The organism is Demequina sp. NBRC 110057, from assembly GCF_002090175.1.
Taxonomy (GTDB): Bacteria; Actinomycetota; Actinomycetes; order Actinomycetales; family Demequinaceae; genus Demequina.
On the sequence record NZ_BBRN01000004.1, the window covers coordinates 462,099 to 484,241 of the forward strand.

Consider the following 22,143-nt stretch of genomic DNA (forward strand, 5'->3'; position numbering starts at 1 on the left):
GGTTTTCAAGGCCCTAGCCTTGTTTTATGTTCGTCGTCACAGCCGATCAGCGTGCCAGCACCGCTACGGGAGAGCGCGTCGAGGAGTTGCTCGCCGGTCTTGCGCCGTGGAGCGTCGAGTGGCGCGACGACATCGCGCTGCCGCTCGAGCGCACCGTCGGTGACGAGGTGCAGGTGGTCCTCACGTCCGCCGCAGCCGCGGTGGACCTGGCGTTGCGGCTGATGCGCGAGGGCGACTGGTCCGTGGGGATCGGCGCCGGCGAGGCGAACCTGCCGCTGCGGGCGTCGTCGCGCGCGAGTTCCGGGCCGGTCTTTGTTCACGCGCGGGAAGCCGTGGAGCGCGCGCGGGGACGCTCCGAGCCCGTGCCGCTCGTCGTGGCAGGGGAGAGCGACGAGGCCGCGGCCGAGGCGACGGCCCTGCTTCAGCTGCTGGGTGGGGTCGTGAGGCGCCGTTCCGCGGCGGGCTGGCAGGTGGCCGATGCCCTGGCCGGGGGAGCCACGCGCCGAGAGGCAGCAGCGGCTCTCGGGATCTCGCCGCAGGCAGTGAGCCAGCGCGCGTCGGTCGCCATGCTTGACGAGGAGGCCGCCGCACGGCCCTTGGCCGCGCGCCTGGTGACGCGCGCGGCGGGCCCGGCGACGCCAGCATCGGCCCCGCGCGATACGGTGCCGTCATCATGACCGTCGCCCTGACCCTCGCCATCGGCGCCGCAGCGCTGGCCGTCTCCGCCGCGCTCGGCGCGCCCCTGGTCGCGTGGGTCCTCAGGCGCATCGAGCCCCTGGCCCCCACGCCCGGCCTCCTGCGTGGCGGGATGTGGGTTGGGGTGCTGGAGCGCGTGCTCGTGACCGCGAGCATCCTGGTGGGGATGCCCGAGGGCGTCGCCGTCGTCGTCGCCATCAAGGGCCTGGGCCGCTACCCGGAACTGCGGGATACGGATCGCGCCTCGCGCTCGGAGGCGTCCGAACGCTTCATCATCGGCACGCTGGCGAGCCTGATCTGGGCCGGAGCGCTCGGGGCCGTGGGGCGCTGGGCGATCCTCCTGCTCGGATAGCGACCGGGTTCTACCCCTGGGAGAACCCCGAGGGCGAAAGGTGGGCGGGGACGGGCAATGACCGGCGAGGGTGGTCCCGGACGGGCGCGGGCCCCTGAGTAGACTGGTCGGCAGTCCTGAACCCCCGTAGTCGAGGAGCACACGTGTCCGGTCACTCCAAGTGGGCCACCACCAAGCACAAGAAGGCCGTCATCGATGCGAAGCGCGGCAAGCTCTTCGCCAAGCTGATCAAGAACATCGAGGTCGCGGCCCGCACGGGCGGCGGCGACCCCGCGGGCAACCCCACGCTGTTCGACGCGATCCAGAAGGCCAAGAAGTCCTCGGTCCCCAACGACAACATCGACCGCGCCGTCAAGCGCGGCTCGGGCCTCGAGGCCGGCGGCGCCCAGTACGAGACCATCATGTACGAGGGCTACGGCCCCAACGGCGTCGCGATGCTCATCGAGTGCCTCACCGACAACCGCAACCGCGCCGCCATGGAGGTCCGCACCGCGCTGACCCGCAACAACGGCACGCTCGCCGACCCCGGCTCGGTCGCCTACCTCTTCTCGCGCAAGGGCCAGGTCGTGGTTCCCAAGGACGGCACCGATGAGGACGCCGTCATGGAAGCCACCCTCGAGGCGGGCGCCGAGGAGATCGCCGACGGCGGCGACGTCTTCGAGATCACCTCCGAGGCCACCGACGTGGTCGCGGTGCGCACCGCGCTGCAGGACGCCGGCATCGACTACGACTCGGCCGAGGCAGCGTGGGTGCCCTCGATGAAGGTCGACCTCGACGTCGAGGGCGCGCGCAAGATGCTGCGCCTCATCGACGCGCTCGAGGACTGCGACGACGTCCAGAACGTGTACGCCAACATGGACGCCTCCGACGAGGTGCTCGAGGCCGCAGCCGAGTAATCCATGCGCATCCTCGGCGTCGACCCCGGGCTGACGCGTTGCGGGCTCGGCGTCGTGGATGCCGCGGGCGCCAGGCGCGTCTCGCTGGTGCACGTGAGCGCGGCGACGAGCCCCTCGACGGCGGAGACCCCCGCGCGCATCGCGCGCCTGGCCGATGCCATCGAGGCGGTCCTCGACACGCATCGGCCGGACGCGATCGCCCTGGAGCGGGTGTTCGCGCAGGCGAACGTCTCGACGGTGATGGGCACCGCCCAGATCTCCGGCGTCGTGATGCTCCTCGCGGAGCGCCGCGGGCTCCCCGTCACGCTGTACACCCCGTCCGAGGTCAAGGCCGCGGTGACGGGCGAGGGAAGGGCTGGCAAGGCGCAGGTCGGCTACATGGTCACCAAGGTGCTGGGGCTTACCGAGATGCCCAAGCCGGCCGATGCCGCCGACGCCCTGGCGATCGCGATCGCCCACGCCTGGCGCGGCGCCGCGGCGCCCGTGGGTACGGGAGGCACCACGGCCGCGCAGCGGCTGTGGGCCGAAGCGGAGAAGGCGGCCAGGCGCCGCTGACGGCGCGTCGCTGGCCGCCGGCGTCGGGGGCATCCCGTAGCGTATTCGTACATACGTTCGAAGGAGGATGCGTGATCTCCACGCTTCACGGCGAGGTCCTGTCGGTCGGCGCGACGAGTGCGGTCATCGAGACCGGCGGTGTCGGCATGAAGGTGTTGTCGACGCCCACGACTCTCGCGGAGCTGCGTCACGGCGCCACGGTGCGGGTGCACACCCACCTCGTGGTGCGCGAGGACTCGCTGACCCTCTTCGGCTTCGGTACGGAGCACGAGCGCGATACTTTCGAGGCGCTGCAGTCGGTACAGGGGGTGGGGCCGCGCCTCGCTCTCGCCATGCTCGCCGTGCACACGCCCGATGCCCTCGCCCACGCCGTCGCGGCGGGGGATCGGAAGGCGCTCGAGCAGGTGCCCGGCATCGGCGCCAAGGTCGCGGCGAGGCTGCTGCTCGAGCTGGGAGGCAAGCTGAGCCTTCCCGAGCTCGACGAGGCGGGGACCGTGACGCGTCCTGCGGCCGCGGGTGACGCGCGCGACCAGGTCGAGGACGCCCTCGTGGGCCTCGGCTGGAACCCCAAGGCGGCGGCGAAGGCGGTCGACGAGGTGACGGACGGCCCCGTCGCGGCCGCCGACGTCGCGACCACCCTGCGCGCCGCGCTAAGAACCATGGGTGCCGCGCGTGGCTGACGCCGACTTCGACCCCCGCCTCGTCTCGGCCGATGCCGACGCCATCGAGCGCTCGTCCGAGGCCGCGCTGCGGCCCGGCAGCCTCGACGAGTTCGTGGGCCAGCAGACACTGCGCGACCAGTTGAGCCTGGTGTTGCGCGCCGCGGTGGCGCGCGGCACTACGGCCGACCACGTTTTGCTGTCCGGCCCGCCCGGCCTGGGAAAGACCACGCTGGCCATGATCATCGCGACCGAGATGGGCGCGAACCTGCGCCTCACCTCCGGCCCCGCGATCCAACACGCTGGCGACCTCGCCGCGATCCTGTCCTCGCTCGAGGAGGGGGACGTCCTCTTCCTCGACGAGATCCACCGCCTCGCGCGTCCCGCCGAGGAGATGCTGTACCTCGCGATGGAGGACTTCCGCGTGGACGTGGTGGTGGGCAAGGGCGCGGGAGCGACCTCGATCCCGCTGAGCCTGCCGCGCTTCACCGTGGTCGGCGCCACGACCCGCGCCGGCCTCCTGCCGGCCCCGCTGCGCGACCGCTTCGGCTTTACCGGTCACCTCGAGTTCTACGAGCCCGCCGAGCTCCAGCGCATCCTCGGCCGCTCCGCCAGGCTTCTCGACTTCCCGATCGACGCCTCCGCCGCCCACGAGATCTCGGGACGCTCCCGCGGCACCCCGCGCATCGCCAACCGCCTGCTGCGGCGCGTGCGCGACTTTTCCGAGGTTCACGGCAACGGTCGCGGCACCCTCGCCAACGCTCGCGAGGCGCTCGAGGTGTACGAGGTGGACGACAAGGGCCTCGACCGCCTTGACCGCGCCGTCCTGCGTGCGCTGTGCACCAGGTTCGGGGGAGGCCCCGTGGGCCTCTCCACGCTGGCGGTCTCGGTGGGCGAGGAGCCGGAGACGGTGGAGACGGTGGCCGAGCCGTTCCTGGTGCGCGAGGGGCTCATGAGCCGCAGCCCTCGCGGCCGCGTCGCGACGGCCGACGCCTGGGTCCACCTGGGCCTCACGCCGCCGGCCGACGCCGTGCCGGGCCAGGTGGGCGGACGCCTCTTCGACTAGGGCAGGTCGCCGCACCGGGGCGCCTTGTTCGACGGTCACGCCGTCTACCCCTACAATCGGCTGGGCTCCTTCGGGGGCTACCACGAAGGCGTCAGACGAAGGAATCCTGTGTCGAAAGCAACCAAAGGCGCACGCAAGGCGCTGATCTGGCTCGGGGCGATTCTCGCCCTCATCTATGCGGGCCTCGCGGTCGGTGTCGCGACGGGAGCCACCTCGTGGACCCCTGGCCTCGCGCTCGACCTCGCCGGCGGACGCCAGATCATCCTGTCTCCCGTGCTCGAGGACGGCGCCACGCAGGAGATCGAGCAGAGCGACCTCGACCAGGCAGTCGAGATCATCCGCCGCCGCGTCGACGCCTCCGGCGTCGCCGAGGCCGAGATCACGACGCAGGGCAACAACATCGTCGTGTCGCTGCCCGGTAACCCCGATCAGGACACCGTCGACCTCGTCGCGCAGTCCGCGCAGCTCCAGTTCCGCCCTGTCCTCATGACCGGCGACCCGAGCCCCACGACGTCCACCTCCGCTTCGCCGGAGCCGAGCGCCTCCGCCTCGGCCGACGCGACCGCCTCGACGTCCGCCACGCCCGAGCCCGAGGTGAGCGCGAGCGAGATGGCGAACGTCGTCGGCGAGACCGACGACGCGACCGTCACTCCCGAGGTGACGAGCGCCGAGACCGACGCCACCGCATCGGCCACGCCGGAGCCGAGCGCCTCCGCGAGCCCGTCGGCCACCGCCGACGCCACGACCGACGGACCGGTCTTCGGCACCACCGACCCCTCGTCGTTCGAGTGGCTGACCGAGGACGTGCAGGCCGACTACGCCGCCCTCGACTGCACCGACATCGAGAACTACTCCGGTCGCTCCATGGGCGACCCCGAGGCCGGCTACGTCGCCTGTGGCTCCGCCGACTTCCTCAAGTACGCGATGGGCCCCGTCGAGCTGTCGGGTGACGACCTTGAGACGGCCACGTCAGGACCCGAGTACACGTCGGCGGGCAACCTCACGGGCGCCTACGAGGTCCGCCTCACGTTCAACGACGAGGGCGCCTCTAAGTTCGACGAGGTCACCCAGCGCATCTCGGAGCTCGAGAGCCCGCGCAATCAGTTCGCCATGGTGCTCGACGGCACCGTCATCTCGGCCCCGTCGGTCTCGGCCCGCATCTCCGGCGGCGAGGCATCGATCACCGGCAACTTCACGCAGGAGCAGGCCGAGAGCCTTGCCAACCAGCTGAAGTTCGGTGCGCTGCCCATGAGCCTCGAGGTGCAGTCGAACCAGCAGATGTCCGCCACCCTCGGCGCCGAGCAGCTCGAGAAGGGCCTCATTGCCGGCGCGATCGGCCTGCTGTTGGTCGTCATCTACTCGGTGTTCCAGTACCGGGCCCTCGCGCTCGTCACGATGGGCTCGCTGGTGCTCGCCGGTGTCACCACCTACGGCATGATCACCCTGCTGTCGTGGGGCCTCGACTACCGCCTCTCGCTGGCGGGTGTCGCGGGTCTGATCGTGTCGATCGGTATCACCGCCGACTCGTTCATCGTGTACTTCGAGCGCATCCGTGACGAGCTGCGTGAGGGCCGGTCGCTGCCGAGCGCCGTCGACCACGCCTGGAAGCGCGCGCGCCGCACCATCCTGGCGTCCGACGCGATCTCGCTGCTGGCCGCCATCACCCTGTACATGCTCGCCGTGGGCGGCGTGCGAGGCTTCGCCTTCACGCTGGGCCTTACGACCGTCATCGACGTCCTGATCGTCATGCTGTTCACGCACCCGGTCATGGTCCTCATCGCCAAGACGAAGTTCTGGGGCGAGGGCCACGCCTGGTCTGGGCTCGACCCGCGCCAGCTGGGCCGTGAGCGCATGTACAAGGGCCGCGGACGCGTCCACTCCGGTGCGTCGGCAGCCCCCAAGGCGGCCACGAAGGCATCGGCCGAATCCGATGACGACGCGACCGAGGGCCTCACGCTCGCCGAGCGCAAGGCCGCTCAGCGCAAGGCGGCCCTCGCCACCCCCGCCGTCGAGGCGGGCGAGGCGACCGAGCCCGATGGCGGGACCGATGCCGACGACCACGACACCAAGAAGTCGGAGGGCTGACAGATGAGCCTCGCCACCTGGGGAAACAAGCTCCACTCGGGGGAGAAGACCTACCCGCTGGTCCAGCAGCGCAAGCGCTGGTTCATCGCGTCGGCGATCCTCGTCATCGCGTCGGTCGCGTTGCTGCTGGGCAAGGGCCTCACGCTCGGCCTGGACTTCACGGGAGGGTCGCAGTACATCGTCACCGACGTCGCGAACCCCACCGAGGAGATCGCTCAGGACGCCGTCGCGCAGATCGACTCGACGCAGGAGCCGCGCATCACCATCCTCGGCGACGATGACGTGCGCGTGCAGTTGGGCGAGCTGTCCGACGCCGACCAGCAGGCGCTGACCGCGGCGCTCGCCGAGGGCTACGAGGTGTCCACTGACGCCGTCAGCTTCGACCAGATCGGCCCCACGTGGGGCGCGCAGGTCGGCAAGCAGGCCGTCCAGGCCCTCGTGATCTTCCTGCTGCTCGTGTTCGCGGTCATCGCGCTGTACTTCCGCGCCTGGCGCATGGCGGCTGCCGCGATCCTCGCGCTCATCCACGACCTGCTGCTCACCGTCGGCGTCTACGCGCTGGTGGGCTTCGAGGTGACGCCTGCCGCGGTCATCGGCTTCCTGACCATCCTGGGCTACTCGCTCTACGACACCGTCGTGGTGTTCGACAAGGTCAAGGAGAACACCGCTCACCTGACCGAGCAGACCCGTTACACGTACGAGGAGCTGGCGAACCTCGCGGTCAACCAGACGCTCGTGCGCTCGATCAACACGTCGGTGGTAGCACTGCTGCCCGTCGCGGCGATTCTGTTCATCGGCGCGTTCGTGCTGGGCGCGGGAACGCTGATGGACATCTCGCTGGCGCTGTTCGTCGGTATGGCGGTCGGCACCTACTCGTCGATCTTCGTGGCGACGCCCCTCGAGGTGGCGCTGCGCTCGCGCGAGCCGCGCATCGTCGAGCACACCGAGAAGGTGCTGGCCCTGCGCGCCGGCGGCGGCTCGGACGTGGTGCGCGAGGACGGCACCGTGCGCGTGGGCGCGCTCACGCCCGGAGAGCACCTCGGCCAGGGCGCCCAGCCCAAGCGCAAGGGCCGCAAGTAGCACCACGCGTCGCACTCACGACCACCTCCGCGAGGTGGCGCACATGGCCTCATGTGCGCCACCTCGCGGCGTTTCGTGCCGCAAACGTGGCCATCTGCGACGCGTGGGGGTGGCCGATGCCGCGGCGTGCTCAGACGCCCGTCATGGCCCCTAGACTGGGATTTCCTGCAGTCCGACCGGAGGAGGCGTCATGACGGATACCCGACCCACGTCCTCCGCGCTCGGGCCCCTGGCGTTCCTGAGGCGCGCGCCGCGCGAGGCCACCGCCATCGACGGCATCCTCGACACGTATCGGCGGATGTACCCCAAGGGCAAGACCAGCCAGATCGAGCGCGCCTACCAGGTCGCCGAGAAGGCTCACCGGGGTCAGGAGCGCAAGAGTGGCGAGCCGTACATCATCCATCCGATCGCCGTCGCGCAGATCATCGCGGAGATGGGGCTGCCGGAGTCGGTGATCTGCGCAGCGCTGCTGCACGACGTCGTCGAGGACACGTCGTATCCGCTCGAGACGCTGCGCGAGGAGTTTGGCGACGAGGTCGCGGAGTTCGTCGATGGCGTCACCAAGCTCGACAAGGTCAAGTACGGCGACGCGGCGCAGGCGGAGACCGTGCGCAAGATGGTCGTCGCGATGGCGAAGGACATCCGCGTCCTCCTGTTGAAGCTCGCGGACCGCCTGCACAACGCGCGAACCTGGGAGCACGTACCCGTCGAGTCCGCGCGGCGCAAGGCGCAGGAGACCCTCGAGATCTACGCGCCGCTCGCTCACCGCATGGGCCTCAACGCCATCAAGTGGGAGCTCGAGGACCTGTCCTTCAAGACGCTCTATCCCAAGATCTACGGCGAGATCGTCGACGTGGTCGCGGAGCGTGCGCCCGAGCGCGAGAAGTACCTCGCGGAGATCAGGGCAGAGATCGCCGCGGAGCTGCGGCAGATGAAGATCAAGGGCGAGATCGCCGGCAGGCCCAAGCACTACTACTCGGTCTACCAGAAGATGATCGTGCGCGGCCGCGACCTTGCGGACATCTACGACCTCGTGGGCGTGCGCATCCTTGTCGAGACGGTGCGCGACTGTTACGCGGTGCTGGGAGCGATGCACGCCAGGTACCAGCCGGTGCCGGGCCGCTTCAAGGACTACATCGCGATGCCCAAGTTCAACCTCTACCAGTCGCTGCACACGACGGTCATCGGGCCGTCGGGCAAGCCGGTGGAGCTACAGATTCGCACCCAGGAGATGCACCGCCGCGCCGAGTATGGCCTCGCCTCGCACTGGCGCTACAAGGAGACCGTCAAGGGTGCAGGCGGTGGCCGTTCCGACGACATGGGGTGGCTGCGCCAGATCGCCGACTGGCAGCAGGAGACGGCCGACCCGACCGAGTTCCTCGACTCGCTGCGCGGCGAGATCTCCCGCGCCGAGGTGTACGTGTTCACGCCCCGCGGCCGCCTCCTGGCACTGCCGCAGGGCGCGACGCCTGTCGACTTCGCCTACGCCGTCCATACCGAGGTGGGCCACAAGACCATCGGCGCCAAGATCAACGGCCGCCTGGTGCCGCTCGACTCGACGCTCGAGAACGGCGACACCGTCGAGGTGCTCACCACCTCCGACCAGAACGCGCATCCCAAGCGCGACTGGCTCGACTTCGTGCAGTCCACCCGCGCGCGCAACAAGATCCGCCAGTGGTTTACGCGCGAACGCCGCGAGGAGTCCATCGAGACCGGCCGCGACATGCTCGCCCGCGCGATCCGTCGCCAGCACCTGCCAATGCAGCGCCTCATGTCCAAGTCGACGCTGCTGGCGCTAGCCAAGGAGATGCATTACGAGGACGTCGACGGCCTCTACGCGGCCATCGGCGAGCACAAGGAGCAGGCGGCCGATGTCGTGGGCCGCATGGTCGAGGCCGTGGGCGGCGACGAGGGTGCCGACGAGGACGTCACCGAGATCACCCGCCCGGGCACCTCCGCGCAGCGGGCGCGCCGCGGCGACGTGGGAGTGTCCGTCCATGGGCTGTCCGATGTGGTGGTGAAGCTGGCGAAGTGCTGCACCCCCGTGCCCGGTGACCCGATCCGTGGCTTCGTGACGCGCGGTAACGGCGTCTCGGTTCACCGCGCGGACTGCGCCAACCTCGCCTCGCTCGACACCCAGGCGGAGCGCTTTATCGACGTCCAGTGGACCGGCCAGTCTGACGCGACGTTCCTCGTCCAGATCGAGGTTGAGGCGTTGGATCGCAACCGCTTGCTGTCGGACGTCGTCAAGGCGCTGTCGGACTATCACGTCAACATCCTGGGCGCGAACGTGTCGACGAACAGGGACAGGGTGGCGCTCAACACCTTCACGTTCGAGATGGCCGACCCGTCGCACCTGGGTGCAGTGCTGTCGGCGATCCGCCGCATCGACGGCGTTTACGACGCGCGCCGCATCACCGGGGCCAAGCGGCCGCTGTAGGCCACCGCGGGCCGCACCCGCGGCATCGGTCCCTGAGCCGCCCTCAGTGCGCCCCACGCCGACCAGGCGCGCCGCCAGGTGTGGTCGCGGGTGGACAGGTCGTCGAGGACCTTCAAGGTCGCGGCGGCGTCGACCAGGCCAGCGGCTAGCAGGCGAGAGGCGCGGGGGAGCGCCAGCCCCAGGTCGGCCCACCTGAGCGCGTCCACGAGCGCCTCAGGCGGTGCCGCGACGGCGCCGCTGCGCGTCCCGACCCCGACCCCGCTGTGAACCCGGGACGGCATCGTGGGCGCCCAGGAGCGGGCGTGGCGGTGGTCCCTGGCGGCGAGGTCGAGTGATGTGGGCGCTCGCCCGCCGAAGGCCACCCACAGCGCGCCGAGCCCCGTGAGGGTGAGCCCCGGGTGGGTGTGACACGCGGCCGCCGCGGCGCGCACGCCGCTCGACTCCGGGACGTCGACGGGGCGGGCGACCCCGGGCAGCAACGGCGCCAGAGCGCCGTCGGCCAGCATCCGTCTGAACGCGACGGGGCTCACGTCGGCGGAGTGGACGAGCAGCATGCCGTCAAGTGTGACGGCGCGTGCGAGCAGTGGCACGGACCACTGGGAGATCTGTGGACAAAGCGAGGGGCCCGGGACGCCGATGCTGGCATCCCGGGCCCCTCAGGCCGTCGGTCAGGAGGGCGTCAGTTGACGACGCCCTGGATCTGCTCGAGCCAGGCACGGCGGGCGGCGAGGGCCTCCTCGGCCTCCTTCACCTTGCGCTTGTCCCCGGCCTCCTTGGCGGCGGCGAGGTCCTGCTCGAGCTCGGCGATCGCGGACTCGAGCTGGGCGGCGGCGCCGGTCGCGCGACGCTCGAGCTCGGGGTTGCGCGAGTTCCACTGCGCGTCCTCGGCATCACGCACTGCCTTCTCGACGGCGCCCATGCGCTTGTTGAGGCGCGCCACGTCGGCGCGGGGCACGCGGCCGGCGTCCTCGAAGCGGTCCTGGATGGCGCGCAGCTGGCGCTTGGCGGTCTCGAGGTCGGTCAGCGGCAGCAGGGCCTCGGCCTCGACCACAGCGGCCTCCTTGGCCTCGACGTTGCCCGACAACGCCTCGTCCTCGGCGTCCGACGCCGAGCGACGCGCCTCGAAGAACGCGTCCTGGGCCGTCTGGAATCGCTTCCACAGCGCGTCGTCAACGCTGCGGCGGCCGCGGCCGGCGGTCTTCCACTCACCCATCAGGTCCTTGAAGGCACGCGCGGTGCGGTCCCAGTCGGTGGACTCGGCAAGGCGCTCGGCCTGCGCCACCAGGTCCTCCTTGCGGCCGGCCACCTGGGCGTTGTCCTTGTCGAGCTGAGCGAAGTGGTGCTTGCGCGCCTTCTCGAAGCCCGACCGTGCGGCGGTAAAGCGCTTCCACAGCTCGCGCTCCGCGTCCTTGGCGATACGGGCGTTGTTGCGCTGCGCCTCCTTCCACGTGTCGAGGAGGGCGCGCAGCTCGGCGGTGTCGTTCTTCCAGTGCACCTGGGCCTCGGGCTTGGCGGCGATCGCCTCGGCCTGGGCAACGATGTGCTCACGCGTCTTGAGCGCCTCAGCACGGGCGGCCTCGCGCTCGGCCTGGATGCGCTCGCGCGCCTCGAGGGCCTCCTTCTGGACCGCGGCGAAGCGGTCGCGCAGGGCGGCGATGTCACCCACCACGGCGGGGGTCTCGAGCTGCGGGGCGATGGATCCGAGCGAGTCGTCGATGTCCTTGGGGCTGAGCTCCGCGGAGGCGAGGCGGGCGTGGAAACGCTCGATCGAGGCCGACAGCTCGTAGTACGCCTTGGCGAAGGGGACCAGCGGGTCGTCGCCGGCGGCGTCGCCCACGGTGACCTTGTCCTCGCCGATCGTCACGATCACGGACTCGCCCTCGACGGAGCCGAAGCCCTTGGCCGCCTCGATCTGCTCGTCGGTCACCTCGGCGACCACGGGAACCTTCACCGGGTGGGTCGCGTGCTGCGCGAGGACGACGGGGCTCGGGGCTCCGGGTCGGGGCCCGGGCTTGGGGGTCGGCTTGGGCTGGGGGGTGGTCACGATACAGACACCTCGTTCAGGATGACGGACTGTGCCGGCTGTCCGTCGGACTCGCCTGTGATGGTTCCGGCACTGGCAACGCCCTCAACAATACTCAAACCGTCAGTGACCTGCCCGAACACCGTGTAACCGCCCGCCGCGTCGGAGGGGATGGTCGAGTCGTCGTAGACGATGAAGAACTGGCTTCCCATGGATTCGCCGTCGCCGCTGACGCGTGCCATCGCGAGCGTGCCGGCCGGGTAGACATCGTCCGCCGGCGCGTTCTCGATGGGGCCGTACGAGTAGGCGGGGCCTCCGGAGCCCGTGGCCGACGGGTCCCCGCACTGCAGCACATAGATGCCGCTCGTGGTGAGGCGGTGGCACTCGGTCTGATCGAAGTAGCCATCCTCGGCGAGCGCCACGAAGCTCGCGGTCGCCTGAGGCGCGTTCTCCCCGTCGAGGGTGACGGTGATGTCGCCAACATTGGTCGCGATGGTCGCCGTCCACTGCCGGTTCTCGGCCACGGACGGGTCGGGGGGCTCGGGCGACGTTCCCCAGCCGTCGGTCGTCTCGAGGTCGTCGGAGGCGGAAGCCGTGGCCGATGCTGTGGTCAACGGCGTGGCCGCCGCCGTCGCGTCGTCGTCGCCGGCGTTGATGACAGCCATGACGATGAGGGTGGACGCGGCCCCCAGCACGAGCGCGGCGACCGTGATCGCGGCGACGATCCTGATGCGGCGTTCGTTCTTGGCGCGCTTGGCGGCCTGGCGGGCCTCGAGCTTGGACTGCTGGCGCTTGGCGTTGGCCTTGGCCTGCTTCTTCGTGGTCATGTCACCTCAACGTGTGAGCGGCTGGTCGCGCGCCAGTCTAGGGGCGCCGACCTTCGCGGCACCGCGCGCACCAGCCAGGATGGAACAATGGCGGGCATGGCCCGAGTGCGACCCCTGTCTGGATTCCCCGAGTGGACCCCCGCCGACCGCGTCGTGGAGGCGCAGGTCATCGACTCCCTCAAGGAGGTGTTCCGCCTTCACGGCTTCGCGGAGATCGAGACCCGCGTGGTCGAGACCCTCGAGCGCCTGGCCGGCAAGTCGGAGGCGGCGAAGGAGATCTACACGCTGGGGCGCCTGAACGCCGAGCCGGACTCCGAGGCGAAGCTCGGCCTTCACTTTGACCTGACCGTGCCGTTTGCGAGGTACACGGAGGAGTTCCAGAACGAGCTCGCGTTCCCGTTCCGCCGCTTCCAGATCCAGAAGGTGTGGCGCGGTGAGCGCCCGCAGGAGGGCCGCTTCCGCGAGTTCTACCAGGCGGACATCGACATCGTGGGCCGCGAGAACCTTCCCGCGCACCTCGAGGTGGAGGTCGCGGTCGTGATGGCGCGCGCGCTCGCGTCGCTGCCGCTGCCGGGCGTGACCATGCACGTCAACAACCGCCAGTTGGTGGAGGGCTTCTACCGCGGCGTGGGGATCGACGATGTCGCCGGCGCGCTGCGTAGCGTCGACAAGCTCGACAAGATCGGCCCCGACGGCGTGCGGGCCGAGCTCACCGAGAAGGGTGTCGCCGAGACGGCGGCCGATGCGATCCTCGAGCTCGCGCGCATCAACGCCGGCGACGGCTCGTTCGCCACCGCCATCGAGGACCTGTGGGCGACCACGACGACCATTGAGGACGTCGCCGACGCCGAGGCGCTGCTGAAGGACGGCATCGCCTCGCTCGTGGCGCTCGTGGAGGGAGTGAACGCCGCGGTGCCGGGCACCGCCGTCGCCGACCTGCGCATCGCGCGCGGCCTCGACTACTACACGGGTTCCGTGTACGAGACCTTCCTCGAGGGCCACGAGGACCTCGGTTCGATCTGCTCCGGCGGGCGCTACGACTCTCTTGTCGCCGGGGGAGGGTTCCCCGGCGTCGGCATGTCGATCGGCGTCTCGCGCCTCATCAGCCGCATGCTCGGCGCCGGCCTCGCGTCCGCCACGCGCGGCGTCCCCAGCGCCGTCCTCGTCGCGGTGACGGACGAGGCGCACCGCGCGGCATCGGCCGTCATCGCCGACCGACTGCGCGCCCGTGGGATTGCCTGCGAGGTGTCGCCCACGGCGGCCAAGTTCGGCAAGCAGATCCAGTACGCCGACCGGCGCTCCATCCCCTTCGTGTGGTTCCCCGATGCGGGCGAGGGTGGCGACGGCGAGGTGAAGGACATCCGCTCGGGCGACCAGGTCCCCGCGGACGCCGACGCGTGGGAGCCGCCCGCCGCGGATGCCAGGCCAGGCATCGTCCGCGCCTAGGTTCCACCGCACCGGGCCGCCGCATCGGCCCTAGACTTGACCCGCAATCCCAAGCGAACCGGCACGCCCGTCTAGCGTGCCCAAGAAAGGCTGAACGTGCTTCGCACCCACCTCGCAGGAAACCTCCGCGCCACCGACGCGGGCACCACCGTCACTCTCGCCGGATGGGTCGGGCGTCGCCGCGACCACGGCGGCGTGGCGTTCATCGATCTTCGTGACGCCTCGGGCTTCGCCCAGGTGGTCATCCGCGAGGAGGTGGCCCACAGCCTCCGCAACGAGTACGTCATTCAGGTGACCGGCGAGGTGCGCGAGCGCCCCGCCGGCTCGGCCAACCCCAACCTTCCCTCGGGCGAGATCGAGGTCGTCGTCACCGACGTCACGATCCTCAACGAGGCCGCGCCGCTGCCGATGCCGGTCGACGAGCACGTCACCGTCGGCGAGGAGGCGCGCCTCAAGTACCGCTACATCGACCTGCGCCGCCCGCAGCCGCGCGCGAACCTCGTGCTGCGCTCGAAGGCCAACCAGGCTGCGCGCCGTGTGCTCGACCGCCACGAGTTCCTCGAGATCGAGACGCCGACGCTGACGCGTTCCACCCCCGAGGGTGCACGCGACTTCCTGGTGCCCGCGCGCCTCGCGCCCGGCTCCTGGTACGCGCTGCCGCAGTCGCCCCAGCTGTTCAAGCAGCTGCTGATGGTCGCGGGTATGGAGCGCTACTACCAGATCGCCCGTTGCTACCGCGACGAGGACTTCCGCGCCGACCGCCAGCCGGAATTCACGCAGCTCGACATCGAGATGAGCTTCGTCGACCAGGACGACGTCATCGCGCTGGGCGAGGAGATTGTCCGCGAGCTGTGGAGCCTCATCGGCGTCGAGATCTCGACTCCGATCCCGCGCATCACGTTCAACGACGCGATGGCGCGCTTCGGCTCGGACAAGCCCGACCTGCGCTTCGGCCTCGAGCTCACCGAGCTCACCGCGTACTTCAAGGACACGCCGTTCCGTGTCTTCCAGAACGAGTACGTCGGCTCGGTCGTCATGCCCGGCGGCGCCTCGCAGCCGCGCAAGACGCTCGACGCCTGGCAGGAGTGGGCCAAGCAGCGCGGCGCGCGCGGCCTCGCCTACGTCCTCGTGCAGGAGGACGGCACGCTCACGGGCCCCGTCGCCAAGAACCTCTCGGAGGCGGAGCTCGCCGGCCTCGCCGAGGCCACCGGCGCCAACCCCGGCGACTGCGTCTTCTTCGCCGCCGGCAAGCCCGGCGCCTCGCGAGCGCTGCTGGGCGCCGCACGCCTCGAGATCGGCCGCCGCCTGGGCCTCATGGACCCCGAGCGCTTCGAGTTCTGCTGGGTCGTCGACGCGCCGCTGTTCAAGGCCGTCGACGCCGATGACGGTGACGACGACGTGGTGCTCGGCTCCTCCAACTGGACCGCTGTGCACCACGCCTTCACGTCGCCCAAGCCCGAGTGGCTCGACTCGTTCGAGTCGGACCCCGGCAACGCGCTGGCCTACGCCTACGACATCGTCTGCAACGGCAACGAGATCGGCGGCGGTTCCATCCGTATCCACCGCCAGGACGTGCAGGAGCGCGTCTTCAAGGTGATGGGCATCGGCGAGGAGGAGGCCAAGGAGAAGTTCGGCTTCCTGCTCGAGGCCTTCTCGTTCGGCGCGCCCCCGCACGGCGGCATCGCGTTCGGCTGGGACCGCATCGTGGCGCTGCTGACGGGTGCGGACTCGATCCGCGACGTCATCGCGTTCCCGAAGTCGGGCGGCGGGTTTGACCCGCTGACCTCCGCGCCGGCACCCATCACGGACGAGCAGCGCGCCGAGGCGGGCGTGGACTTCGTGCCCGAGGCCGACGAGGACGAGGCCGCGGAGGGCACGACCGCCTGACCTCACCCCTTTCCGTCAAATGGATCCATTTGGTTCTTTTATCGCCTTGGGCGAGCCAAATGGATCCATTTGACGTTGGTCACGAGGTAGGGCCGATGCCGTGGTGGGCTCCCGCACTCCCGTCGTCCTGCGTGTCGGCTGGCGAGACGCCCACCAGACCCCGGCGACGATGAGGACGCCACCGGCGAGCTCGAGCCATGCGGGCCGCTCGCCCAGCACGACCCACGCGGTGACGATGCCGACGATGGGAACCAGCATCGAGAACGGCGCCACGGCGCCCGCGGGGTGACGCGCCATGAGCCACACCCAGATGCCCGAGCCGACGAGGGTGCCGAGCACAATCGTGTAGGCGAGCCCGGCCCACGCGGGAAGTGCGGCGACCGTCAGCGACGTGGCGAGGGAATGGCCGATGCGCTCGGGACCCTCCACGACGAGCGAGATCGCCAGCATCGGCAGGGGCGGCACGATGCTCATCCATAGCACGAGGTTGAGCGGCCGGTCCGCGCGCGCCTGACGGCTCGCGATGTTGCCCAGGGCCCAACCGAGCGCGCCGCACAGGACGAGCAGGAAGGGCCCGAGCGGCGCCTGCGTGCCGTAGGACACCCCGACCACCACGAGGCCAAGCGTCGCGGCGACGATCCCGCCGATGTGCCGCGACCCCAGCCGTTCGCGCAGGAACGCGGCGCCGAGCAACACCGTGAAGGGCGCCGACGCCTGCAGGACCAGCGACGCGAGCCCCGTGGGGAAGCCCGCCGCCATGCCGAGGTACAGGAACAGGAACTGCAAGGTGCCAAACCCGATGCCGTAGGCGACGAGCCACCGCCAGGGCACGCGCGGCCGGGGAACGAAGAGCAGCGTCGGGATGGCGATGACGCCGAACCTCAGCGCGACGAGGAACAGCGGCGGGAACTGCTCGAGCGACGCATGAATGGCGAGGAAGTTCACCCCCCACAGGACGGCGACCAGGACGGCGAGGAGTCGATGACGCAGGGGCATGGGCCGAGTCTGGCCCGGTCGCAGTGCATGGACAAGCAATAATGAAGGCGTTAACTATGTAGGGAGCCTTCATGGAAGTCCGGCATCTCGAACTGCTGCGTGACCTCAGGGACCGCGGCACCCTTGCCGCCGTCGCCGAGGCGACCTATCGCACGCCGTCGGCCCTGTCGCAGCAGCTCCGGACCGCCCAGCGCGAGCTTGGCGTCGCGCTCGTCGAGCCCCACTCGCGTGGGGTACGCCTCACGTGGGCTGGCGAGATCCTGGCCGATGGCGCCGACGACGTCCTCGCCGCGCTCGCCCGAGTGCAGACGCGCCTCGACGACGGCAGGGGAGAACCGTCGGGGACCGTGCGCATCGGCACCCTCCCGAGCGCCGGCGCGGCACTCATGCCCGGCCTCTTCTCGCGGCTGCGGGGCACTCGCATCGACGTCACCCTCGACGACTTCGACCTCGCCGAGGCCGATTACGCCGCCCGCACCGCCGACGCCGACATCGTGATCGCCCACAGCCTCAGCGCCGACGTCCCCGCGGGAGCCGCGTGGCTCGCCTCCCGCGTGGTCCTGCGCGAACCCATCGACGTCGCCGTGCCCGCCGGGCACCGGCTCGCGGTCAAGTCCCGCGTCACGCCGGAGGACGTGGGCTCCGAGCCGTGGATTACCGTGCCGGAGGGCTACCCGTTCGGGACCATCCACGACCGGATCGAGGCGGCGACGGGCGTCGGTCTCCAGCGCATCGCGCGCGTCAGGGACAACCGGCTCGTGGAGTCGCTGGTGGAGGCCGGCCACGGCATCGGCCTGCTGCCGCGCTACTCCACACCCCCGAGTGACGACTACGTGCTCGTACCCCTCGAGGGGGTCATGGCCACGCGCGCCATTGTGGCGCTGTCCCGGCCGGACCGCGCGGAGCGCCGGGTGGTGCGCGCGGTCGTCGACCTCCTGGCGGAGGTGGGACAGGCGCTCACGGCGACGCGGTAGGGACGGCCGATGCGGTGGCCGCGCCCGTAGGCCGCTCACCCTCCCGCGGCCACCTCACCAAGGTGAGCGCGCCGAGCGCGAGGACGGCGGCGATCAGGGCGAAGCCGAGCGCGAGCGAGCCTCCGGTCGCGACGGCGCCCAGCCCCGCCGTGACGACGATCGCCGTCGCCTGGAGGGCCATGGAGCTGAGCGACAGCATCGTGGCGCGCTCGGCGGCGGCGACCTCGGCGTGCAGCAGCGTCTGCATGAGGGGCGACGCGATCCCCAACAGGACGTAGAAGCCGACGAACGCCGCCGCGGCCGTGCCGGCGACCGGCGCTGCGACGGCCGCGAGGCAGGCCGCCGCGAGCACCACGGCGATCGCCGCAGCGCGCGACGAGCGGCGTGCGATGCGGGCCGCGAGTGGCGCGAGCCCCGAGCCCGCCGCGGAACCCAAGAACCCCGCGGTGACCAGCACCGCATAGGGGCCGGCGGCATCGGCCGCACCGCCAAGGAGGTCGGCGGCGTGGCGAGGCGCCAGGAGTTCGATGCCCGCGAGGGCGGCGCCGAAGGCACCCGTGAGGAGCAGGAGGCGTCGCAGCGTCGAGCGTCCCGCCGCGAGGCGCACGCCGCGCGAGACGGCACGGGGAACGTCGCGCGACGTCGCCCTCGTGTGGGCGGCCACGCGGCGCAGGCGGTGGGCGGGAGTCTCGGGGGCAGCGCCGTCGCGCACGGCGCGGTGGTCCGCGGCATCGGTCACCCATTGGAGGGTGACGATGACCTGCACGACCGTCAGGGCCGCCTTCACCAGGAACGGCAGTGACAGCGCGATCAGGACGGCGCCGGATGCGGGAAGGGGAGCCAGACTCACGATCGCGCCCGAGGCGAGCGCCCCCACCGACAGCGCCACGGACTCGGCGACGGCGGCACGTGACAGGCCGGGGGTGAGGTCGGCGTGGGGGTCGACGGCGTGGACGGCGTCGACGTACCAGGCCTCGAGCGGCCCCGAGTCGAGCGCGCGTGCCAGGCCCATGACGACCACCGCCACGACGAGCCACGGCAGCGTGGTCGCCACGGCAAGCAGCAGCGCCGATGCCGCGCTGACCACCGAGGCGGCGACGATCACGGGGCGGCGCCCGAGGACATCGGCCAGCCCGCCGGTGGGAAGCTCACTGAGGACCGTGGTGGCGCTGTAGAGCGCGGTGAGGAGGCCGATGGCGGTTAGCGACAGCCCGCGCGCGCTCATGAGGAGAACGAGGCTGGGCGCCACGACGCCGGTGGGGAACCACCGCAGCGCGGTGAGGATGACGAAGCGCCGCCGCAGCGTGCGCACGTCGCCGGTCATCGCTCGTCGCCGGGATAGGCGTAGCCGAAGTAGCGCACCGCGCGGGCGCCGTCCGGTCGGGCCGTGGGGTCCGCGTCGCGCTCCACGAAGGGCGCGAAGAGCGCCATCATCTGGCCCTTGAGCGTCGCGAGCTCCTCCGGAGTCATCCAGGCGACCACGTCGGTGGACATGTCGGCCTCTCGCCACGCTGGCGATTCGGCGTCGCGTCGTGCGCGGTAGTCGCGCCATGCCGCGAACCGGTAGTCCTCGATGACGTCGGACAGGGCCGCCCCTGCACGGGTGTGGGCCGTGCCAGCGGCGCCCGACGAGTCCCAGCTGATGCCCTCCGCGCGAGCCTTCCACGGGCGCTCGCGCCCCACGCCGCCCTCGGCGGGGGAGACGTGGCCGTACTTCTCGAGCTGCCTCAGGTGATAGGAGCAGTTCGCCGGCGTCTGGCCCAGACGCTGTGCGCACTGAGTCGCGGTCAGGGGGCCAGCCGCGAGGAGGTCGAGGAGCGCGAAGCGCACGGGGTGGGCGAGCGCGCGCAGTTCGCGCGGGTCCGTGATCTCCCGCACGGGCCAGGGAATGCCCGATGCGGCGGCGGAGTCGGTGCTCATGCCGTCGAAGCTACTCTTTCGAAAGAACTCTTGCAATAGGGAGTCGCGATGTCCCCGACGCCAACTAGGGTGGGCGGCATGGATCTGTTCGAGTCGACGGAGCGCACCGGCACCGGGGTGCCCGAGCCGGGTCCCACCGCCCCGCTGGCGGTGCGGATGCGCCCGCGTGAGCTCGACGAGGTGGTGGGCCAGTCCCACCTTCTGAGCGAGGGCAGCCCACTGCGCCGCCTGGTGGGGGAGTCGGCGCCGGCCACCTCGGTCATCCTGTGGGGTCCGCCGGGCACCGGCAAGACCACTCTCGCCTACCTCGTGGCTGGCAACCGCCGGTTCGTCGAGTTGTCCGCCGTCACGGCGGGAATCAAGGACGTGCGCGCGGTTATCGACGACTCGAAGCGGCGCATCGCGACGGGCGAGCGCGAAACCGTCCTCTTCGTCGACGAGATCCACCGCTTCACGCGCACCCAGCAGGACGCGCTGCTCCCCGCCGTCGAGAACCGATGGGTCACCCTGATCGGCGCGACGACAGAGAACCCCAGCTTCTCGGTCGTGGGTCCGCTGCTGTCCAGGTCGCTCCTGCTGACGCTCCAGCCGCTCGCCAGCGCAGACCTCGGCGCCCTGCTCGACCGCGCGATCGCGGACGAGCGCGGCCTGGGCGCCCGCGTCACGCTCGCGGCGGAGGCCCGCGAGCACATCCTGCGCGTCGCCGGCGCCGATGCCCGCAAGGCACTCACGCTCCTCGAGGCGGTGGCCGATGCCGCCCTCGGCAAGGGGCCGGCCGAGCCCGGTGGGCTTCCCGAAATCACCGCCGAGATCACCGAGCGCACGATGGACGCCGCGCTCGTCGCCTATGACAAGTCGGGCGACCAGCACTACGACGTCATCAGCGCGTTCATCAAGTCGGTGCGCGGCTCGGACGTCGATGCGGCCCTGCACTATTTGGCGCGCATGGTGGTCGCGGGGGAGGACCCGCGCTTCATCGCTCGGCGGCTGGTGATCCTCGCGAGCGAGGACATCGGCATGGCCGACCCCCAGGGGCTCGTCATCGCCCAGGCGGCGGCGGACGCCGTGACATTCATCGGCATGCCGGAGGGACGCATCCCGCTGGCCGAGGCGACCACGTACCTCGCGACGGCGCCCAAGTCGAACCGGTCCTACCGGGCCATCGACGCCGCCATCGCCGACGTCCGCGCGGGCAAGGCCGGCGTGGTGCCCGAGCACCTGCGTGACGCGCACTACTCGGGTGCCGAGCGCATCGGCCACGGCAAGGACTACGTCTACAGCCACGACGCCCCCGGCGGGGTGGCGAGCCAGGAGTACCTTCCCGAGTCGCTGCGCGGAAGCCGCTACTACCGGCCTACGGAATTCGGGTTCGAGCGCACGGTCACGGATCGCATGACACGCCTACGTGAGATGCTCGGCCGCTCGGGAGACTGACCTGCTACCATTGTTGAGCCCTCGCGGACGGTTGGCTGCTGTCGCCGCGACATCTCTCATGATCTGTGCTGGAGCGACCGCGCCCCAAGCACAGAGGCAATCAAGCAAGGAACAACAAGAATGACTTCAGTTCAGAAGGCACGCCGCCAGGTGCGGCTTTCGCGTGCCCTCGGCCTCGCCCTGACGCCGAAGGCCGTGAAGCACTTCGAGAAGCGTCCTTACCCGCCCGGCGAGCACGGTCGTACCGCCCGCCGCAAGGAAAGCGACTACGCCGTCCGTCTGCGCGAGAAGCAGCGTCTTCGCGCCCAGTACGGCCTGCGTGAGAAGCAGATGACCCGCGTCTTCGAGGAGGCCCGCAAGGACTCCCGTCGTACCGGTGACGCTTTCGTGGAGCTCCTCGAGATGCGTCTCGATGCTCTCGTGCTGCGTGCGGGCTTCGCTCGCACCATCCTGCAGGCCCGCCAGGCGGTCCTGCACCGTCACATCCTCGTCGACGGCCAGATCGTCGACCGTCCGTCGTTCCGCGTGAAGCCCGGCCAGACCATCCAGGTCAAGCCCAAGGCCGTCACGATGGAGCCCTACATGGCCGCCGCCGCTGGCGCGCACCGTGACGTGCTCCCCGAGCTGCCGGACTACCTGGACGTGACGCTCGAGAAGCTGACCGCCAAGCTGGTGCGCCGTCCCGAGCGCGCCGAGGTCCCCGTGACCTGCGAGGTGCAGCTGGTCGTCGAGTACTACGCCCGCTAAGCGCGCAGTACCTGCAAGACCCTCGAAGCCGCTGGGTCCCGGTCCTTCCGGGCCCAGCGG

The 22,143-nt window shown here is 70.8% G+C and carries 20 protein-coding genes; 14 read left to right on the plus strand and 6 right to left on the minus strand.

Annotated features, from left to right (window positions below):
• The first annotated feature begins 26 nt into the window (after window positions 1-26).
• The 9 genes from B7K26_RS07115 to B7K26_RS07155 all read left to right on the plus strand — a co-directional run bounded on the left by B7K26_RS07115 (window position 27) and on the right by B7K26_RS07155 (window position 9,829).
• The gene (locus B7K26_RS07115; RefSeq protein WP_084078214.1) at window positions 27-677 is read left to right on the plus strand and encodes a hypothetical protein; all 651 of its coding nucleotides are present in this window, start codon (window positions 27-29) and stop codon (window positions 675-677) included.
• Window positions 674-1,048: a hypothetical protein gene (locus B7K26_RS07120; RefSeq protein WP_084078215.1), complete on the plus strand. Its 375-nt coding sequence runs from the start codon at window positions 674-676 to the stop codon at window positions 1,046-1,048. The genes B7K26_RS07115 and B7K26_RS07120 overlap by 4 nt, the downstream gene beginning before the upstream one ends.
• A gap of 143 nt (window positions 1,049-1,191) precedes the next feature.
• Window positions 1,192-1,944, plus strand: a complete 753-nt coding sequence (locus B7K26_RS07125) for a YebC/PmpR family DNA-binding transcriptional regulator (RefSeq protein WP_084078216.1) — start codon at window positions 1,192-1,194, stop codon at window positions 1,942-1,944.
• Window positions 1,945-1,947: 3 nt separating this feature from the next.
• On the plus strand, window positions 1,948-2,499 hold the full coding sequence (ruvC, locus tag B7K26_RS07130; protein ID WP_084078217.1) for a crossover junction endodeoxyribonuclease RuvC: 552 nt from the start codon (window positions 1,948-1,950) through the stop codon (window positions 2,497-2,499).
• 71 nt (window positions 2,500-2,570) lie between these two features.
• Window positions 2,571-3,179: a Holliday junction branch migration protein RuvA gene (gene ruvA / locus B7K26_RS07135; protein WP_084078218.1), complete on the plus strand. Its 609-nt coding sequence runs from the start codon at window positions 2,571-2,573 to the stop codon at window positions 3,177-3,179.
• Window positions 3,163-4,224 (plus strand): Holliday junction branch migration DNA helicase RuvB, encoded by a 1,062-nt coding sequence (ruvB, locus tag B7K26_RS07140; protein ID WP_200811009.1) that lies wholly within the window; start codon window positions 3,163-3,165, stop codon window positions 4,222-4,224. The genes ruvA and ruvB overlap by 17 nt, the downstream gene beginning before the upstream one ends.
• Before the next feature lie 108 nt (window positions 4,225-4,332).
• Window positions 4,333-6,309: a protein translocase subunit SecD gene (gene secD, locus B7K26_RS07145; protein WP_159449640.1), complete on the plus strand. Its 1,977-nt coding sequence runs from the start codon at window positions 4,333-4,335 to the stop codon at window positions 6,307-6,309.
• Window positions 6,310-6,312: 3 nt separating this feature from the next.
• Complete coding sequence (gene secF, locus B7K26_RS07150; RefSeq protein ID WP_084078219.1) at window positions 6,313-7,389, plus strand: protein translocase subunit SecF; 1,077 nt, start codon at window positions 6,313-6,315, stop codon at window positions 7,387-7,389.
• Window positions 7,390-7,579: 190 nt separating this feature from the next.
• Window positions 7,580-9,829 (plus strand): bifunctional (p)ppGpp synthetase/guanosine-3',5'-bis(diphosphate) 3'-pyrophosphohydrolase, encoded by a 2,250-nt coding sequence (locus B7K26_RS07155; RefSeq protein WP_084078220.1) that lies wholly within the window; start codon window positions 7,580-7,582, stop codon window positions 9,827-9,829.
• Here B7K26_RS07155 and B7K26_RS07160 read toward each other — a convergent pair.
• The 3 genes from B7K26_RS07160 to B7K26_RS07170 form a co-directional block, all read right to left on the minus strand.
• Window positions 9,787-10,383 carry a hypothetical protein gene (locus tag B7K26_RS07160; protein WP_084078221.1) on the minus strand — a complete coding sequence of 199 codons (597 nt, stop codon included), beginning with the start codon at window positions 10,381-10,383 and terminating at the stop codon, window positions 9,787-9,789. The two genes, B7K26_RS07155 and B7K26_RS07160, sit on opposite strands and share 43 nt — an antisense overlap.
• A gap of 125 nt (window positions 10,384-10,508) precedes the next feature.
• Entirely contained in the window at window positions 10,509-11,873 is a 1,365-nt protein-coding gene (locus tag B7K26_RS07165; RefSeq protein WP_084078222.1) for a DUF349 domain-containing protein, read from the minus strand.
• Window positions 11,870-12,679, minus strand: a complete 810-nt coding sequence (locus B7K26_RS07170) for a peptidylprolyl isomerase (RefSeq protein WP_084078223.1) — start codon at window positions 12,677-12,679, stop codon at window positions 11,870-11,872. The genes B7K26_RS07165 and B7K26_RS07170 overlap by 4 nt, the downstream gene beginning before the upstream one ends.
• A 96-nt stretch (window positions 12,680-12,775) precedes the next feature.
• Here B7K26_RS07170 and hisS point away from each other — a divergent pair, with 96 nt between their 5' ends.
• Window positions 12,776-14,125: a histidine--tRNA ligase gene (gene hisS, locus B7K26_RS07175; protein ID WP_084078620.1), complete on the plus strand. Its 1,350-nt coding sequence runs from the start codon at window positions 12,776-12,778 to the stop codon at window positions 14,123-14,125.
• A gap of 96 nt (window positions 14,126-14,221) precedes the next feature.
• Window positions 14,222-16,012: an aspartate--tRNA ligase gene (gene aspS, locus B7K26_RS07180; RefSeq protein ID WP_084078224.1), complete on the plus strand. Its 1,791-nt coding sequence runs from the start codon at window positions 14,222-14,224 to the stop codon at window positions 16,010-16,012.
• A gap of 15 nt (window positions 16,013-16,027) precedes the next feature.
• Here aspS and B7K26_RS07185 read toward each other — a convergent pair whose 3' ends face one another.
• Window positions 16,028-17,008, minus strand: coding sequence for an EamA family transporter (locus B7K26_RS07185; RefSeq protein ID WP_084078225.1), 981 nt, complete (start codon window positions 17,006-17,008; stop codon window positions 16,028-16,030).
• A 71-nt stretch (window positions 17,009-17,079) separates the two neighbouring features.
• Between B7K26_RS07185 and B7K26_RS07190 the strand changes: the two genes are divergently transcribed.
• Window positions 17,080-17,982 carry a LysR family transcriptional regulator gene (locus tag B7K26_RS07190; RefSeq protein ID WP_084078226.1) on the plus strand — a complete coding sequence of 301 codons (903 nt, stop codon included), beginning with the start codon at window positions 17,080-17,082 and terminating at the stop codon, window positions 17,980-17,982.
• Here B7K26_RS07190 and B7K26_RS07195 read toward each other — a convergent pair.
• Window positions 17,966-19,306 (minus strand): MFS transporter, encoded by a 1,341-nt coding sequence (locus B7K26_RS07195; RefSeq protein WP_159449641.1) that lies wholly within the window; start codon window positions 19,304-19,306, stop codon window positions 17,966-17,968. The two genes, B7K26_RS07190 and B7K26_RS07195, sit on opposite strands and share 17 nt — an antisense overlap.
• A complete protein-coding gene (locus tag B7K26_RS07200) occupies window positions 19,303-19,902 on the minus strand; it encodes a transcriptional regulator (protein ID WP_084078228.1) in 600 nt (199 codons plus the stop codon). The genes B7K26_RS07195 and B7K26_RS07200 overlap by 4 nt, the downstream gene beginning before the upstream one ends.
• Before the next feature lie 78 nt (window positions 19,903-19,980).
• Here B7K26_RS07200 and B7K26_RS07205 point away from each other — a divergent pair, with 78 nt between their 5' ends.
• Both B7K26_RS07205 and rpsD read left to right on the plus strand, forming a co-directional pair.
• Window positions 19,981-21,336: a replication-associated recombination protein A gene (locus B7K26_RS07205; RefSeq protein ID WP_084078229.1), complete on the plus strand. Its 1,356-nt coding sequence runs from the start codon at window positions 19,981-19,983 to the stop codon at window positions 21,334-21,336.
• 120 nt (window positions 21,337-21,456) lie between these two features.
• Window positions 21,457-22,083, plus strand: a complete 627-nt coding sequence (rpsD, locus tag B7K26_RS07210) for a 30S ribosomal protein S4 (protein ID WP_084078230.1) — start codon at window positions 21,457-21,459, stop codon at window positions 22,081-22,083.
• Window positions 22,084-22,143: the final 60 nt, after the last annotated feature.